At 70.9% G+C, this 15,143-nt stretch carries 15 protein-coding genes and 1 pseudogene; 12 read left to right on the forward strand and 4 right to left on the reverse strand.

Going from position 1 to position 15,143, the window contains the following annotated elements:
- Window positions 1–39: 39 nt before the first annotated feature.
- The 4 genes from ACFQS9_RS01750 (at window position 40) to ACFQS9_RS01765 (ending at window position 3,139) form a co-directional block, all read left to right on the forward strand.
- Complete coding sequence (locus ACFQS9_RS01750; protein WP_378400938.1) at window positions 40–552, forward strand: toxin-antitoxin system HicB family antitoxin; 513 nt, start codon at window positions 40–42, stop codon at window positions 550–552.
- A gap of 68 nt (window positions 553–620) precedes the next feature.
- Complete coding sequence (locus ACFQS9_RS01755; RefSeq protein WP_378400939.1) at window positions 621–1,463, forward strand: DUF4097 family beta strand repeat-containing protein; 843 nt, start codon at window positions 621–623, stop codon at window positions 1,461–1,463.
- A 36-nt stretch (window positions 1,464–1,499) separates the two neighbouring features.
- Complete coding sequence (locus ACFQS9_RS01760) at window positions 1,500–2,306, forward strand: ABC transporter ATP-binding protein (RefSeq protein WP_378400941.1); 807 nt, start codon at window positions 1,500–1,502, stop codon at window positions 2,304–2,306.
- Window positions 2,303–3,139: an ABC transporter permease gene (locus ACFQS9_RS01765; protein ID WP_378400943.1), complete on the forward strand. Its 837-nt coding sequence runs from the start codon at window positions 2,303–2,305 to the stop codon at window positions 3,137–3,139. The genes ACFQS9_RS01760 and ACFQS9_RS01765 overlap by 4 nt, the downstream gene beginning before the upstream one ends.
- 111 nt (window positions 3,140–3,250) lie before the next feature.
- Here ACFQS9_RS01765 and ACFQS9_RS01770 read toward each other — a convergent pair.
- Window positions 3,251–4,185, reverse strand: a pseudogene (locus ACFQS9_RS01770) (alpha/beta hydrolase).
- Window positions 4,186–4,507: 322 nt separating this feature from the next.
- On the opposite strand from ACFQS9_RS01770, the gene ACFQS9_RS01775 reads away from it, so the two are divergent.
- Entirely contained in the window at window positions 4,508–4,876 is a 369-nt protein-coding gene (locus tag ACFQS9_RS01775; RefSeq protein WP_378400945.1) for a hypothetical protein, read from the forward strand.
- 33 nt (window positions 4,877–4,909) lie between these two features.
- On the opposite strand, the gene ACFQS9_RS01780 is transcribed toward ACFQS9_RS01775, so the two are convergent.
- A complete protein-coding gene (locus ACFQS9_RS01780) occupies window positions 4,910–5,530 on the reverse strand; it encodes a TetR/AcrR family transcriptional regulator (RefSeq protein WP_378400947.1) in 621 nt (206 codons plus the stop codon).
- Between the two features lie 124 nt (window positions 5,531–5,654).
- Between ACFQS9_RS01780 and ACFQS9_RS01785 the strand changes: the two genes are divergently transcribed.
- The 3 genes from ACFQS9_RS01785 to ACFQS9_RS01795 all read left to right on the forward strand — a co-directional run bounded on the left by ACFQS9_RS01785 (window position 5,655) and on the right by ACFQS9_RS01795 (window position 9,031).
- Window positions 5,655–6,836, forward strand: coding sequence for a phosphotransferase family protein (locus ACFQS9_RS01785; RefSeq protein ID WP_378400949.1), 1,182 nt, complete (start codon window positions 5,655–5,657; stop codon window positions 6,834–6,836).
- The gene (locus ACFQS9_RS01790; RefSeq protein WP_378400951.1) at window positions 6,833–7,996 is read left to right on the forward strand and encodes an Rv3169 family protein; all 1,164 of its coding nucleotides are present in this window, start codon (window positions 6,833–6,835) and stop codon (window positions 7,994–7,996) included. The genes ACFQS9_RS01785 and ACFQS9_RS01790 overlap by 4 nt, the downstream gene beginning before the upstream one ends.
- 87 nt (window positions 7,997–8,083) lie before the next feature.
- Complete coding sequence (locus ACFQS9_RS01795; protein ID WP_378400953.1) at window positions 8,084–9,031, forward strand: tyrosine-protein phosphatase; 948 nt, start codon at window positions 8,084–8,086, stop codon at window positions 9,029–9,031.
- A gap of 108 nt (window positions 9,032–9,139) precedes the next feature.
- Here ACFQS9_RS01795 and ACFQS9_RS01800 read toward each other — a convergent pair whose 3' ends face one another.
- Window positions 9,140–10,528, reverse strand: a complete 1,389-nt coding sequence (locus ACFQS9_RS01800) for a flavin monoamine oxidase family protein (RefSeq protein WP_378400955.1) — start codon at window positions 10,526–10,528, stop codon at window positions 9,140–9,142.
- A gap of 64 nt (window positions 10,529–10,592) precedes the next feature.
- Between ACFQS9_RS01800 and ACFQS9_RS01805 the strand changes: the two genes are divergently transcribed.
- The 3 genes from ACFQS9_RS01805 to ACFQS9_RS01815 all read left to right on the forward strand — a co-directional run bounded on the left by ACFQS9_RS01805 (window position 10,593) and on the right by ACFQS9_RS01815 (window position 12,858).
- Window positions 10,593–11,198, forward strand: coding sequence for a TetR/AcrR family transcriptional regulator (locus tag ACFQS9_RS01805; RefSeq protein WP_378400957.1), 606 nt, complete (start codon window positions 10,593–10,595; stop codon window positions 11,196–11,198).
- Window positions 11,199–11,420: 222 nt separating this feature from the next.
- Entirely contained in the window at window positions 11,421–12,365 is a 945-nt protein-coding gene (locus ACFQS9_RS01810) for a zinc-binding dehydrogenase (RefSeq protein WP_378400959.1), read from the forward strand.
- 37 nt (window positions 12,366–12,402) lie between these two features.
- Window positions 12,403–12,858 carry a group II truncated hemoglobin gene (locus tag ACFQS9_RS01815; protein ID WP_378400961.1) on the forward strand — a complete coding sequence of 152 codons (456 nt, stop codon included), beginning with the start codon at window positions 12,403–12,405 and terminating at the stop codon, window positions 12,856–12,858.
- 52 nt (window positions 12,859–12,910) lie between these two features.
- Here the strand turns inward: ACFQS9_RS01815 and ACFQS9_RS01820 are convergent, their stop codons facing one another.
- On the reverse strand, window positions 12,911–13,819 hold the full coding sequence (locus tag ACFQS9_RS01820; RefSeq protein WP_378400963.1) for a LysR family transcriptional regulator: 909 nt from the start codon (window positions 13,817–13,819) through the stop codon (window positions 12,911–12,913).
- Window positions 13,820–13,898: 79 nt separating this feature from the next.
- Here ACFQS9_RS01820 and ACFQS9_RS01825 point away from each other — a divergent pair, with 79 nt between their 5' ends.
- The gene (locus ACFQS9_RS01825; RefSeq protein WP_378400965.1) at window positions 13,899–15,131 is read left to right on the forward strand and encodes an MFS transporter; all 1,233 of its coding nucleotides are present in this window, start codon (window positions 13,899–13,901) and stop codon (window positions 15,129–15,131) included.
- Window positions 15,132–15,143: the final 12 nt, after the last annotated feature.

Genomic DNA, 15,143 nt, shown 5'->3' on the forward strand with positions numbered 1-15,143 from the left:
TCTCTTGCATTGACACCCCAATGGTGTCATAGTGGTGTCATGGACCTGACAAGATATGTCGACGAGCTGCAGAACCAGCTCGGCACCGCAGCCGCTGCCGGCGGGGACGAGGCACGTGAGATCGCCGACCGCCTGACGGCCCCGCTCGACGCCGCCGTCCGACTCGTGCTGCTCGAGGCGCTCTCGACCGCGGCGAACGAGATCACGGCCGAGCTCGCGCCGGGATCCGTCGACGTGCGCCTCCGTGGCCGCGACCCGGAGTTCGTCGTCACCCCCGCCCCCGCCCCGGCATTCGAGGACGCGGAGCCCCCGACGGCGGAGCCCGCGCGGCCCACGGCCCTCGACCCCGACGACATCAGCACGTCCCGCACCACGCTCCGTCTCCCCGACCAGCTCAAGGCCCAGGTCGAGGCGGCGGCAGCTCGTGAGGGCGTGTCCCTCAACACGTGGCTCGTGCGCGCGGTCGCGGCCGCGCTCCTGCCCGCCACCCCATCCCGCGCGACGGCGCGCAACACCAGCACCTCCGGTCGGCTGACCGGCTGGGTGCGCTGATCCACCGCCCCGAACCACACACCCGCGCCCCGCAATCAGGGGCCGACACCAGAACCCGAGGACTCACCATGCCTACTTTCGCGACCCCTGAGCCGATCACCGTCGCCGTCGACATCGCCGTCGGCGCCGTCAATCTCGTCGCGAGCGATCGCTCCGACACCGTGGTCACCGTCCGCCCCAACGACCCGAGCAAGTCCGGCGATGTGAAGGCCGCCGAGGACACCCGCGTCGACTTCCACGACGGCACCCTCACCGTGCAGACGGGCACCAGGTGGAAGTACCTCACCAAGTCCTCCGTCGACCTCACGATCGAGCTGCCGACCGGTTCCACCGTGCAGGGCGGTGCGCTCGGCCCCCTCTTCGCCCAGGGTCGGCTCGGAACCTGCTCGTTCACGAGCCGCGCCGGTGACGTACGGATCGACGAGGTCGGCGGCAGGCTCGACCTCCGCGCGAGCGCGGGCTCCGTCGTCGTGGGACGCGCCCTCGGCTCCACCGAGATCGTCGTCACCGCAGGCGGCGTGCGTATCCGCGAGCTCGCCGGGGACGCCAGCATCAAGAACCCGAACGGTCCGACCGAGATCGGCGAGGCGACCGGCACCCTGCGCGTGAACGGCGCCCACGGGCCCATCTCGATCGACCGGTCGCTCGGTGACACCACCGCTCGCACCGCGCACGGGAACATCCGCATCGAGCAGGCCACCAGCGGCCGGGTCCAGCTCGAGAGCTCGACCGGCGCGATCGAGATCGGGGTGCCCGAGGGCACCGCGGCCTGGCTCGACGCCACCGCGCAGCACGGCAAGGTCCGCAACCTCCTGCACGACGCCGCGGGCCCCGACGAGAGCGACCGGACCGCCGAGGTTCGCGCCAGCTCCAGCTACGGCGACATCGTCGTCCGACGTCCGCACGCCTGACCCAGAGCCCGACCCACCACCATCGAAGGAGAACCCATGACCACCACCGTCCGCGGTCCCGCGATCGAGGTCGCCGGCCTGCGTAAGTCGTACCGGTCGAAGGCAGGCGAGCAGATCGTGCTCGACGGCGTCGACCTGGTCGTGCCCGCCGGCACCGTGACCGCCCTGCTGGGCCCCAACGGGGCGGGCAAGACCACCGCCGTCGGCGTCATGTCCACCCTGCTCGCCGCCGACGCGGGCACGGTCCGCGTCGCCGGCCACGACGTGGCCCGCGAGCCCGAGGCGGTGCGCGCGTCGATCGGCGTGACGGGCCAGATCACCGCCGTCGACGAGCTGCTCAACGCCACCGAGAACCTGCGGCTCATGGCCGACCTCAATCACCTCGGCCGCGCCGAGGGGCGCCGCCGGATCACCGAGCTGCTCGAGCGCTTCGGCCTCGCCGACGCCGCGCGCAAGCCCGTGGCGACCTTCTCCGGCGGCATGAAGCGCAAGCTCGACCTCGCGATGACGCTCGTCGGTGCGCCGTCCGTCGTGTTCCTCGACGAGCCGACGACGGGCCTGGACCCGCGCAGCCGCCGCGTCCTGTGGGACGAGGTGCGGACGCTCGTCGCCGCGGGCACCACGATCCTGCTCACCACGCAGTACCTCGAGGAGGCCGACCAGCTCGCCGACTCGGTCGCCGTCCTGAACGAAGGCCGCATCGTCGCCGAGGGCACACCCGCCGAGCTCAAGGCCGCGCACGACACCGGCTCGCTCGACGACGTGTTCCTCGCCCTCACCGAGCCGCCCACCGAGACCGAAACCGAGAACGGCCCCGCCACCACCAAGGAGAACGTCCGATGACCGCCATCGCCACCGCCGCTCCCGCCGCCGTGCGCTCGCGCCCGGCGACGGATGTCCTCACGATGCTGCGCCGCAACCTCCTGCGCGCGGTGCGCTACCCGGGGCTCACCATGTTCCTCGTCGCCGGGCCGCTGGTGATGCTCGTGCTGTTCGTGTACATCTTCGGCGGCGCCCTCGGCGCCGGCGTCATGCCCGGGGTCGCCCCCGGTGCCGACGGGCGGGCGGCGTACCTGGACTACATCACGCCCACGCTGTTCATCCTCACGATCGTCGGCGCGGGACAGTCCGTTGCCATCAGCGCCGCCATGGACGCCGCGAGCGGGATCATGGCGCGGTTCAAGACCATGGCGATCGCGCCGGGGTCCGTGCTCTCCGGGCAGGTGCTCGGCACGGTGCTCCAGTCGCTGGCGGCGCTCGTCCTGGTGCTCGGTGCGGCATTCGCGATGGGCTACCGTCCCGACGCAGGCGCGCTCGACTGGCTCGCGCTGCTTGGCCTGTTCGTGCTGCTGGGGCTCGCCCTCAGCTGGCTGTGCGTCGCGATGGGGCTGAACGCTCGGAGCGTGGAGACGGCCAGCAACACCCCGATGATCCTGCTGCTGCTGCCGTTCCTGGGGAGCGGGTTCGTGCCGGTCGAGACCATGCCGACGGCGGTGCGCTGGTTCGCGGAGTACCAGCCGTTCACGCCGATCATCGAGACCGTGCGCGGGCTGCTCGCCGGCGGCGCGGGCCTCGAGGGCGCGGTGGTCGCGCAGGCCGTCGGCTGGACCGTGGCGATCGGCGTCGCCGGCTACGCGTGGGCACGCTCGCTCTACCGCCGCGAGCGTCGCCTCTGAGCTCCCCTCAACTCACGAGATGTCAGGGCCACACCTGGGAATGTCCCGGTGTGGCCCTGACAATGCGCGGGTGGAAGACGTCAGTGCAGCGGCTCGACCCGCGGCTCACACCTAGTTCAGCGCCTGACGGAGAGCGTGATGCATGTCGTCCCGGGTACGGGCAGACACCGTCGCACCCGGCATCACATTGGACCCGTGGAAAGTCCCTGGCCGATGGTGCAATTCGACCGGGACGCCGGCGCGCATCAGCCGCAGCGCATACTCGATCGCCTCGTCCCGCAGCGGGTCGAGCTCGTTGGCAGCGATCCAGGCGGGTGGCAGTCCGGTCAGATCCTCGGCGCGGGCCGCGGCCGCATAGGGAGGCACCTCCGTGGGCGACTCGCCCAGATAGAGCGCCAACCGAGGGCAGCCTGCGCGCCGGTCCACAGCGGGGTGTCGATGAACTCACGGATCGAGTCGGTGTCGAGTCGGTCATCGAGCATCGGGTTGTCCAGCACCTGGCAGACGAGGGCGGGCCCACCCTCGTCGCGTACCCGGAGGGCGAGTCCGGCCGCCAGGCCCGCACCGGCACTGACACCGCCGATCGCGATGCGTGCGGAATCGACCCCGAGCTCGCCGGCATGTGCGCCGACCCACGCCAGCGCGGTGTGGCAGTCATCGATCCCGGCGGGGTACGGATGCTCCGGCGCCAAGCGGTATTCGACGCTGACAACAACGCATCCGACCTCGTCCGCGATGGTCAGGCAGGAACGCTCGGAGCTGGCGATCTCACCGAAAACATATCCACCGCCGTGGAACCAGACCAGCGCACCGACCGGACGCGAGATCTGGGTGGGGGCATAGATGCGGATCGGGATCGAGGGCCCGCCGGGTGGGCCCGGTATCTCGCGGTCGACCACACTCACGTCGCCGGGACGGTCGATCGCCGCCGCCAGCGCGGCGGCGCGGACGCGTTGGGTCTCCCGGAATCCCACCGGGTCGGCGATGTCCACGTCCGGCAGCGCCGGCACCAGTGCGCGCAACTCCGGATCGATGCGATGGTGCATGAAACCCCCTGTTGGAAAACAGATTCCCGACACCGGTTGGCGCCTGTACGCGAGAGCGTAGAAACGCCCGCGGCCGGGATGGAGGAACCGTCCCGCACGATGGAACGGGAATCCGGGGCATCGCCTCCCCAGCCAGCCGCGTTCCCGCAGCGCAGGATCCGCGCTGGGCCCGTCACGCACACCTTCTGGCAAGAACGCGCACGCGTTGGAGCGTCAATTCGTGTGCGAACTCGTCAACGAGTGTGCGTCTGACGCGCCAGATGCCGCTGGCGACCGTCGAGCACCCGGATCCGGCCCCGCCGCTTCTGGCTACGATGCGGACATGACGCGATGGAGGTCTGGGTTCGGGGGCATCCTGATCGTGCTGGGGGTGGCCACCTGCCTCTCGGTCGGTCTGGCCCAAGGGGTTCCGGCATCACCCACCGGTGATCTCGACTGGCTGCTGGTGTTCCTGTGGCCGGTGTTCTCCGGGTTCCTTGCCTTCGCCTACTTCTCGTGGCGCTCACTGGCGGGCCGGCGGGGCCACGTCGACCGGTCGCCGACCGAACTCCCCGCGGGGCTGCTGCCGCCCCGGCGCGAAGCGATCGTCGACTGCGACGACCTCGACGACCCGAACGCCTTCGCGATGGTTCACTACAACGTCTGCCTCAGTGATCTCGCGGCCGGAGGGGGCAGGCACACCGCTTCCTGATCCCGCCGGGCTCGGTGCCCGGCCGCCTCCCCGCTACTCGGGGGGCAGGATGCCGTGCAGGACGATGTCGGCCAGCGAGTCCGCGAACGGCCCGGGATCGTCGACATCGCGAACGGACATCGCGAAGATGGCCGCGCCCGCCATGATGTCGAGGAGGGTGTCGGCGTCGACGCCCGCCCGGATCTCGCCCCGTTCCCTCGCCGCTTCGAGGCGGCGCTTCAGCTCGACCCGGACCCCGGCGAGCATCCGCACCACCAGGACCTCACGCAACTCCCCGTTGGTCCGGACCTCGCTCATCAGTCCGGGGGCGGCGGCGCGGGTGGCCGGGGCGGCGAAGAGGGCGACCGCACCCTGGACCAACGCGCGAACCTGGTCCGCGATCGTGCCCTCCACGCCGATCTCTCCGCCGAGGTCGGCGGCCTGCTCCGCGTCCAGCACCGGATAGATCGCCTCGTTGACGATGTGGGCCTTCGACGGCCAACGCCGGTAGATCGCCGGGCGCCCGACGCCCGCGAGGGTGGCGATGGCGTCGATGGAGGTCCCGGCGTAGCCCTTGTCCGCCAACAACTGCCGGGTGGCGTCCAACACGGCCGCGTCGATCGCCGGGTTCCGCTGCGGTCCGAGCCGGTGCTGGGCCTCGGGTTCCTTCGGCATTTTCTCCAAACCCCTTGTGTCTTCGTGTGATGGCCGTTACATTCTGTCACGATTTTAGTCGATACAACGTGTATCGACTAACGCCACGTGCGCACCGGCGCCACCGAACCACCGAGGAGTGGTGATGACCTCTGAAACCGTCGGAGCAGACCCCGACTACGCCGAACTCGCCCGCCCCGGGGAGTCCCGCAACGATCCCGCCGTGATGCGGGCGAGCCTCGAGCGCTGGCTCGGTACCGTGCTCGGTCTCGGCGCGAACCCCGAGGTGACCTCGCTCGAGGTCCCGTCGGCGAACGGAATGTCCAACGAGACCGTGCTGTTCGATGCGACCTGGACCGAGGACGGCGCCCGATCCGAGTACCGCCTGGTCGCCAGGATCGCGCCGCCCGCCAGCGCGGCGCCGCTCTTCCCGTCCTACGACCTGAACCAGCAGTACGAGGTGATGCAGGCGGTCGCCGCCCACACCTCCGTGCCGATCCCCCGGGTCTACTGGTCGGAGTCCCGCCCGGAGGCACTCGGCGGCGAGTTCTTCGTCATGGAACGGCTCGACGGGGAGGTCCCGCCGGACGTCATGCCGTACACCTTCGGGTCCTGGCTCTCCGAGGCCTCCGCCGAGGACCGGTCCCGGCTTCAGCAGTCCTCCGTCGGGGTGCTGGCCGAGCTGCACGCCATGGCCCATCCGCAGCAGGCCTGCCCGAACCTGGTCGCCGAGGGCACCGAACTGACCGGTGCGGCAACACTGCGCGCGCACGTCGAGGGGCAACGGCGCTACTACGAGTGGGCCACCGCCGACGGCCCCCGGTCCCCGCTGATCGAACGGGGACTCGACTGGATCAAGGCGAACCTGCCCACCGAGGCCGGGCCCGCGGTGCTGTGCTGGGGCGACGCCCGGATCGGCAACATGATGTACCGGGATTTCGAGCCGACGGCAGTGCTCGACTGGGAGATGGCCACGATCGGGCCGCGCGAACTCGACCTTGGCTGGATGATCTTCCTGCACAGGTTCTTCGAGGACCTGGCCGGAATGGCGGGTCTGCCCGGCATGCCCGACTTCCTGCGCCGCGAGGACGTGGCCGCCACCTACCTGGAGCTGACCGGACACCGAGCGGCGGACCTGGACTTCTACACCCTCTACGCGGCGCTGCGGCATGCCGTGATCATGTTCCGCGTGCAGAGCCGCGCCGTCGCGTTCGGCCAGGCCGAAATGCCGGCGAACCCGGACGAGATGATCCTGCACCGCGCGACGCTCGAGGCCATGCTCGAGGGCACCTACTGGACGTCGGTGGCGACGGGATCCGCCCGATGACGCTGTCCCCGCTCGACGACTACCCGGTGCACCAGATCGCCGAGACGATCCGGCACGTCGGCACCTCCGACCGCAACTTCTACGACCGCTACTACTTCAACTGCCATCCCGGCCTCGACGGCGACGCCGACCCCCTGTTCCTCATCATCGGGCTCGGGCAGTACCCCAATCTCGGTGTGTGCGATGGCTTTGCGGTGCTGCGGCGCGGGGACGACCACATCGTCTTCCGGGCGTCCCGCGCGCTCGGCGAGGACCGGATGGACCTGTCCGTCGGGCCACTGCGCATCGAGATCCTCGAGGGACTGCACCGCCTGCGCGTGGTGCTGGAACCGAGCACCGAGGCGCCGGACCTGAGCTTCGATCTCGTCTTCGAATCCGACGGGCCCGCCAATCTCGAGGCCCGGCACTTCCACCGCCAGCTCGAGCGCGTCACGTTCGACACCCAACGATTCGTGCAGACCGGCACGTGGTCCGGCTCCCTCACCGTCGACGGCGAGGTCCGGCCCGTCACCCCGGAGACCTGGCGCGGCAACCGTGACCGCTCATGGGGTGTACGGCCGGTCGGCGAGGCGGAACCGCCTGGGCGCAAGGCAGATCCGGCCGTCGCCGCGAGCCAGAACTTCTTCTGGATCTACGTGATCATGCAGTTCGGCGACCACACCATCGTCACGGTCATCCAGGAGGACCAGCAGGGTCGCCGCATCGTCGAGGATGCGACCCGGGTCTGGTCGGACCGCACCAGGGAACCGGAGTGGCTGGGCCGGCCCGATCACGAGCTGACCTTCGTCCCCGGGACCCGCGAGGTCGCCACCGGAACCCTGCACTTCCGCCGCCCGGGCGCGCCCGGGGAGCCGGATCGGGTCCTCACGGTCACCTGCGAACCGGTGTTGCCGCACTACCTCGGTGTCGGCACCGGCTACGGCCTCGAGCAGGACTGGCGCCACGGCATGTGGCAGGGCGAGCTGGTGGTCCAGGGGCTACGGGAGAAGGTCTCGGAGATCGAGCCCTGGAAGAAGATGCTGTGCCCGGTCGACAATCTCGCCCGATTCACCCTCACCGAGGGCGGTGCCTCCCGCACCGGGGCCGGCCTCTTCGAGGTGGCGGTCATCGGACCCCACCAGCGTTACGGCTTCACCGGGATCGGTGACGTCGCCCCCTGACCGGCCCCGGCCCTCGCCGGGTTCGACCGCCGTCCGTCAATCCATTCGGTCGGTCCGTTCCACGCAGAAAGAGAGAGGTTCCGTCACATGTCCACACGCTCCCGAAAGTTGTCCACCCGCACCGCGAGGGCCGCCGCCTTACTGGTCGCAGGCGGTCTGCTGTTCACCGCTCCCGCCACCGCGGGCGCCTTCGACCTCAGCTCGATCGACACCGGCTCGCTCGGCGGGTCGCTCGACCTGGGCTCGAGCAACCCGGTCCTCGCCCCGACGCCGAAGCTGGCGTCCGTGGCCAACTTCCGCGACGTGGCGGGCAACGACGGCGCCGGGTACGCCACCGCCGACGGCAAGCACCTCAAGCGCGGCGTCATCTACCGCGCCAACGCGCTCACCAAGACCAGCGATGCCGACAAGGCGACGCTCACCACCCTCGGCCTGGCCGACGTCTACGACCTGCGTGGCGCAGCCGAGATCGCCAACCCGCTGGTCGGCGGCCAGGACAAGCTGCCGGACGGCGTCACGTACAAGAGCATCCCGATCGAGTTCGCGGACCTGGTCCAGCTCGCCCAGACCATCCAGTCGCCCGAACAGGGCCGCCAGTTCATGGTGGACACCAACCGCAGCTTCGTCACCGACCCCGCGCGCCGGGCCGGCTTCGCGCAGGTGCTCTCCGACATCGCCGCGGGTGACGGCGCGCAGCTCTTCCACTGCACCTCGGGCAAGGACCGCACCGGCTGGACCGCCATGCTGCTGCAGTCGATCGCCAAGGTCCCCGCGCAGACCATCATGGACGACTACCTGCTGAGCAACACCTACCTCGAGGCGACCAACCAGAAGACCCTGGCGCAGATCACCGCGGCCCTGGGCGCGCAGGCCGCCGCCAACCTGACCCCGGTCCTCGGTGTCGACGCGAGCTTCCTAGAGGCCGGCCTCGCACAGATCACCGCCGACTACGGGACCGTCGACGGCTACCTCACCGAAGGCCTCGGACTGAGCCCGGCCACCATCGCCGCACTCAAGGCCAAGCTGGTCGGATAGCCCACCCCGGCGACCCCGGGCGCCGTACAGCGCCCGGGGTCGTCGTGGTGCGGATCGGCGCGGCGGCACGTGCCGATCGAGCTCGTCCGAACATGGTGTGTCCCAACCTCATAGGACATCGACTCCGGCCGGGGGCACCGATGCGAGCGCGCTGTCCGTCTCGACGGCGGCGCGGGCCCCGGACTCGACGGCGCCGTCGATGTAGCCGGGCCACCGGGTCGCGGTCTCCGTTCCGGCCCAGTGCAGCGGACCGACCGGCCGCCGCAGGCTCGGACCGAAGCGGGTGAGGGTGCGCGGAGCGGTGAATGCCCCGTATCCGCCGCGGGAGAATTCCTCTGCGGCCCAGTCACGTTCGATGAAGTCGATCGGATTCGCCGCGTCCGGCCCGAAGTAGGTCACCAGGTCGTCGATCACCCGACGTCGGCGCTCGGACGGATCGAGCCGGGCCGCGACGTCGGCCGCCGCGCCCTCGAGGAAACCGACGAGCACGCCGGGGCCGCCGCCGGGCAGGGTGTTGTCGTAGACCACCCCGAAGGGCCGGCTGTCGCTGGTGACCTGACCGCTCAGGCCCGCGCGACGCCAGAACGGCTCCTCGTACACGACGTTGACCTTGATCACCCGGCCCATCGGCATGCGCTGGAGCAGCTGATCACGATCCCCCGGCAGGGCAGGCGTGAAACGGATCCTCGCGGCCAGCGGCGGCGGGACGGCTACGATCGCCCGGCCGGCCCGCACCTCCGTTCCCGTCACCGTCGTCACCCGAACGCCCATGTCGCTCCAGTCGATTGAGGCGACCGGCGTTTCGAGCACGACCCGGTCCCCGAGTTCGGCGGCCAGCTCCAGGGCGATGCGCTGAGTGCCGCCGACAACCCGATCCTGCTGGGCTCCGCCCGTCGTCTCGATCATCGCGTCGAGGCCACCCGCCGCCGCGATGTAGGACAGGGCCCACAGCGCGGACAGGTCCTCGGGCTCGGCCGAGAACACGGCCTCGGTGATCAGCCGCATGAATGCGCGACCCCCGCGGGTGACGAAATGCCGGTCCACCCAGGTGGCGAACGTCTGCCCGTCCAGCCGGTCCGCGCCGGCGCTGCGCCACGGCTCGTCGCACACGATGGCCCGCGTGGCCCGCTGCAGGCGCCATTGCCCCTGCGCGAGGTCGGCGAGTGCGGCGGGGCCGAGCTTCGGGATCCGCCCGGAGTACTCACTGCGCCTGCCGGCGAACTCCGCGATGCGCAGTCCGTGATCGTGGGTCGGGAAGGTCGACAGCCCGAGTTCCGCGATCAGGTCCAGGACCCGGCGTTGCCCGGGACCGACCCACTGACCGCCGACCTCGATCGGCGCCCCGCCCGGCAGCGTGTCGTTCAGCAGCCGGCCGCCGACCCGGTCCCGCGCCTCGAGCACGACCACCTCCCTGCCGCGCCGGACCAGGTCGCGCGCGGCGACCAGCCCCGCGACACCCGCCCCCACGATCACCACATCCACGACCGCTGCACTCATATCCGCTCCTCACCATCCGCCCTGAACCAACTGACATACACTGTGTATGTGATAGACATTACGTATGTCAATAGTTGCGAGCCGACGTGAGCAGTACGCCCAGAGCACGCGCCGCGCGCTCCTCGACGCCGGACTCGAGGCATTCGTCGAGCGCGGCTACGCGGCCGTGTCCGCGGAGGAGCTGGTCCGCGCCGCCGGCCTGACCCGAGGCGCTCTCTATCACCATTTCGACGGCGGCAAGAAGGGCCTGTTCGAGGCGATCTTCGAGGACCAGGAGGACCGGGCGGCCCGGGCCGTGGTCGCCGCCATGACCGACCACGACGACCCCTGGGAACGACACCTCGCCGGCGTGGACGCCTTCCTCGAGATCTGCTCGGACCCGCACTATCGCGAGATCGTCCTGCTGCAGGGGCCCCTGGCACTGGGCTGGCAGCGTTGGCGCGAGCTCGACCAGGAGTACCTCGGCGGGCTGGTCCTCGACGCGATGAAATCCCTCCGCCGAGAGGGCCTCACCCAGCCGCATCCCGACGACCTCGCGGCCGCCGCCCTCTACGGCGCGATCACCGAGGTCGCGCTCACCGCGGCCCGATCCCCGGATCCGGCCGCCGCCCGTGCCGGCGCCGCACTGCTGATCCGCGACCTGTTCGAGGGAATCCGGCGCCACCGCTGAGGCGCTCCGCGGCACCACGCCGAGCCCTCACCCGGCCCTGGAGCCCGCTGCCGATGTTTCGCTGGTGCCGGCACCGGGGCTCCGGGCACCCCCAGCGAACCCGCAGCGGATCGTGCGCACCCGCCGGCACGGTGGTACTCGGCCAGGGACACCGCCGGACCGGCGGCCACCCCCTGGCCTCCGGACCGCACACCGCGCCCGGGCCCTCGTCGAAAGGCCGTCATGCTCGCCCTCGTCCACGACCCCCACGCCCCCGGACTCCTCAGGCTCGGTGACGCGCCGGACCCGATCGCAGAACCCACGCAGGCCGTGATCGACGTCGCCGCGGTCTCCTTCAACTTCGGGGAGATCGCGTATCGATCCGCGCTCACCCGGCCCGGCCACGTCTCCGGATGGGACGCCGCGGGGGTCGTCGCGCGGCCCGCCGCCGATGGCTCGGGGCCGCCCGCCGGGACCCGCGTGGTGACCTTCGGCTGGTCCGGCGCCTGGGCCGAGCGGCGCGCCGTGCACACCTCCGAGCTCGCGGTGGTGCCCGACGGCGTCGATCTCGGGACCGCCAGCGCACTACCGGTCGCAGGTGTCACGGCACTCCAGGCGACCCGCCGCCTGGGCTCGATCCTCGGCCGCCGGGTGTTAATCACCGGAGCCTCGGGCGGCGTCGGCCGGTTCGCCGTGCAACTGGCCGCCATGGCGGGCGCGCACGTCATCGCCTCGGTCGGTAGCCCCGCTCGCGCGGAGGGCCTGCGAGCGCTGGGCGCCGCCGAGATCGTCCTCGGCCCAACCGAACTGACCGCGCCGGTCCATGGTGTCCTCGACAACGTCGGCGGGAGCCAGCTGGCCGAGGCCTTCAACCGGCTCGAGGACGACGGCGTGGCACTCGCCATCGGGAAGGCCTCCGGCGAACCGACACTCATCGATTTCGAGCGGGCCCGCACCACCAGCGCGCGGGGACGGCTCGAGAACTTCAACGTGAGCACGCCGTTCGGAGACGACCTGGCCTACCTGCTCCGACTGCTGCAGGCGCGCCGTCTCGACCCGCAGATCGGCTGGCGCGGTCCCTGGACCTCGGCCGCCGACGCGGCGGACGCACTCCTCTCCCGCCGCGTCAGGGGCAAGGCCGTCCTCGACCTCGTCCCGAATCCCGGATTCACCACAGGGTCGGCGTAGCTTGGTAATCATGTAATCACCCTTAGCGAGGAGTGCCATGACAGCGGACAGGAACACCACCGAATCGCTTTTCGAGCATGTCGGCGGCCGGGAGGGACTGCACCGCCTCGTCGCGACCTGGTATCCGAGGGTCCTCGCCGATCCGCTCCTGCACCCGCTGTTCGGCGCGGGCAGCCCCAGCCACATCGACCACCTGACGGACTTCCTCGCCGAGGTGTTCGGCGGCCCCACCGACTACACCGACCGGCTCGGCGGGTTCCCGGCGCTTCTCGACGCGCACCGCGGCAAGCAGATCGACGAGGCGCAGCGGCAACGATTCGTCGACCTGTTCCTCACCGCCGCCGACGACGCCGGGATGCCCACCGACACGCGGTTCCGCACGGCGTTGCGCGACTACCTCCGCTTCGGCACCGAGGTCGCGGTGCAGAACTCCCATGCCACCGGCGAGACCGAGCTGCACCCCTGCCAGGAGGTGCCCCGCTGGGACTGGTGAGGCAGTTCATCCCGCCACGAACTGTCCTGCCGGACAACGGGTGTGGACGGATCTACCCCGACCCGCGCCCCGGGGACGACAACAGCTGCTCGTCGGCCACCCCGAGTCCGGACAGATAGGCCGCGGCCGCGGGTGTCGGCCGCAGCCGGCTCCACACCAGGTGCTCGACCCGCTTCGGGGGGTCGAGCAGTTCGACGACGCGCAGGTCGGGGAACTCGGACACCACCGAGGCCGGCAGCAATCCGATGCATAGACCCTGCCGGATCAGGCGCGCGAAGAAGTCCACCGCCATCACCTCGAACGCGACCCGGCGCTGGACACCGACCGCCGCGAACGCCTGATCCGATTGCGCTCGACCGGCGGAGCCCGCCGGAAAATCGACGAACACCTCGTCGGCCAGCCCCTTCAGGTCGAGACCCCTCGCCTCGGCGAGGGGGTGCCCCGGCGCCATCAACGCGACCAGCTCCCCGCGCCCCAGTTCGACGCCACGGACCCCCGCCGGCTGTGCTCCCGGCGGCAGGCCGAGGAAGGCGACATCCAGTGCGCCCTGGCGGATCTGGTCGATGTGATCGCCGCTCGCCCCCATCCGGAGGCTGATCTGCACCTGCGGGTGACGCGCCCTGAAGTCCCGCAGCGACGCGGCGAGGTCGATCGCGCCGACCGTCGGGATGGCGCCGATCGCGAGCCGACCGCGGATCTCGCCCGCGGCGGCGGTGACCTCCGCGCGGGCCCGTTCCGCGGCCTCCACGCTCTGCCGGGCCGCGGGGAGAAACGCCTCGCCCGCGGGGGTGAGCTCGACCCGCCGACTGGTCCGGTCGAACAGCTTCGCGCCGAGCTCGCGTTCCAGTCGGGCGATCTGGTGACTGAGCGCGGACTGGACCACCAGGCAGCGTTCGGCGGCCCGGGTGAAGTTCTTCGTCTCCGCGACGGCAATGACATACCGCATCTGCTGCAGTTCCATCCATCCATCTTGAATCATGATTGTTCCGGTGACAAACATGTGTTGGACTCATTGATCCTTCTTGGCCAGGATTTCAGTCATGACAAACGTGATGACGCGAACCACACCGCGTGCCACCGCTTCCGAGGCGGTGAGCGGTCTGAGCCGAGGGCTGCTGCTACTCATGTCGGTCTCGACCGGACTCGTGGCGGCGGGCAACTACTTCGCCCAGCCGCTCCTGGACGTGATCCGCCAGGACCTCGAGCTCAGCACGTCGACGGCGGCGATGGTCGTCACCGCCGCACAGGCCGGCTACGCCCTGGGGCTGATCCTGCTGCTCCCGCTCGGAGATCTCCTGGAGCGGCGCCGCCTCGCGGTGGTGCTGTTCGGGGCCACCGCGGTGTTCCTCCTGATGTCGGCCACCGCGGCCAACGGCGCCGTCCTGCTGGCGGGCACCGCATTTGCCGCCATCACCTCGGTGGCGGCGCAGGTGCTGGTGACCTTCGCGGTGGCGCTCGCCGATCCGGAACATCGCGGCCGGGTGGTGGGCACCGTGATGAGTGGCCTCCTGCTCGGTGGCCTGCTGGCGCGGACGGTCTCGGGAACGTTGTCGGAGTTCGGTGGCTGGCGCACGGTCTACTGGGTCAATGCGGTGCTGCTGACCGTGGTGGCGGTGTTGCTGTGGCGCGTCCTGCCCCGCCTGCACACTCCCGCCGGGATGTCCTACCCCTCGCTGCTCCGCTCGACCCTCGTCCTGTTCCGAACCGAACCCGTGTTGCGGTGGCGGGCGGTCATCGCCGCGCTCTCGCTCGCCTCGTTCAACGTGTTCTGGACGTCCGTCACCTTCCTGCTGGTCGGGGACCACTACCAGTGGTCGGAGGCGGTGATCGGTCTCTTCGGCCTGGTCGGCGTCGCGGGGACGATCGCCACCCCGGTGGCCGGCAGGCTCGCCGACCGCGGCTACGTGCAGTGGGTGGCCGGCATCGGCACCGCGCTGCTGGCGGTGTCCTGGCTGGCGATCGCCGCGGGGGCGACGTCGCTGGTGTGGCTGCTGGCCGGCGCGATCGCCCTCACCGTGGCGCAGCAGTCGGTGCTGAACAGCAACCAGAACGTCATCTACGCCCTGGCCCCCGAGATCCGCAACCGGCTGAACTCCGCGTTCATGACGGCCTTCTTCGTCGGCGGCGCCGCAGGTTCGGCGCTGACCGCCGCCGCCTGGGTACGCGGCGGATGGGCGGGCGTGAGCGCCCTCGGCGGCGCGCTGGCGCTCGCGACCTTCCTGGTGTGGGTCGCCGAACGCGCGAGCAGCGCCCGGGCCACCCGGACCGCCTGACCCGCCCACCCG

Source organism: Rhodococcus daqingensis (genome assembly GCF_042665615.1).
Classification (GTDB): Bacteria; Actinomycetota; Actinomycetes; order Mycobacteriales; family Mycobacteriaceae; genus Rhodococcus_G; species Rhodococcus_G daqingensis.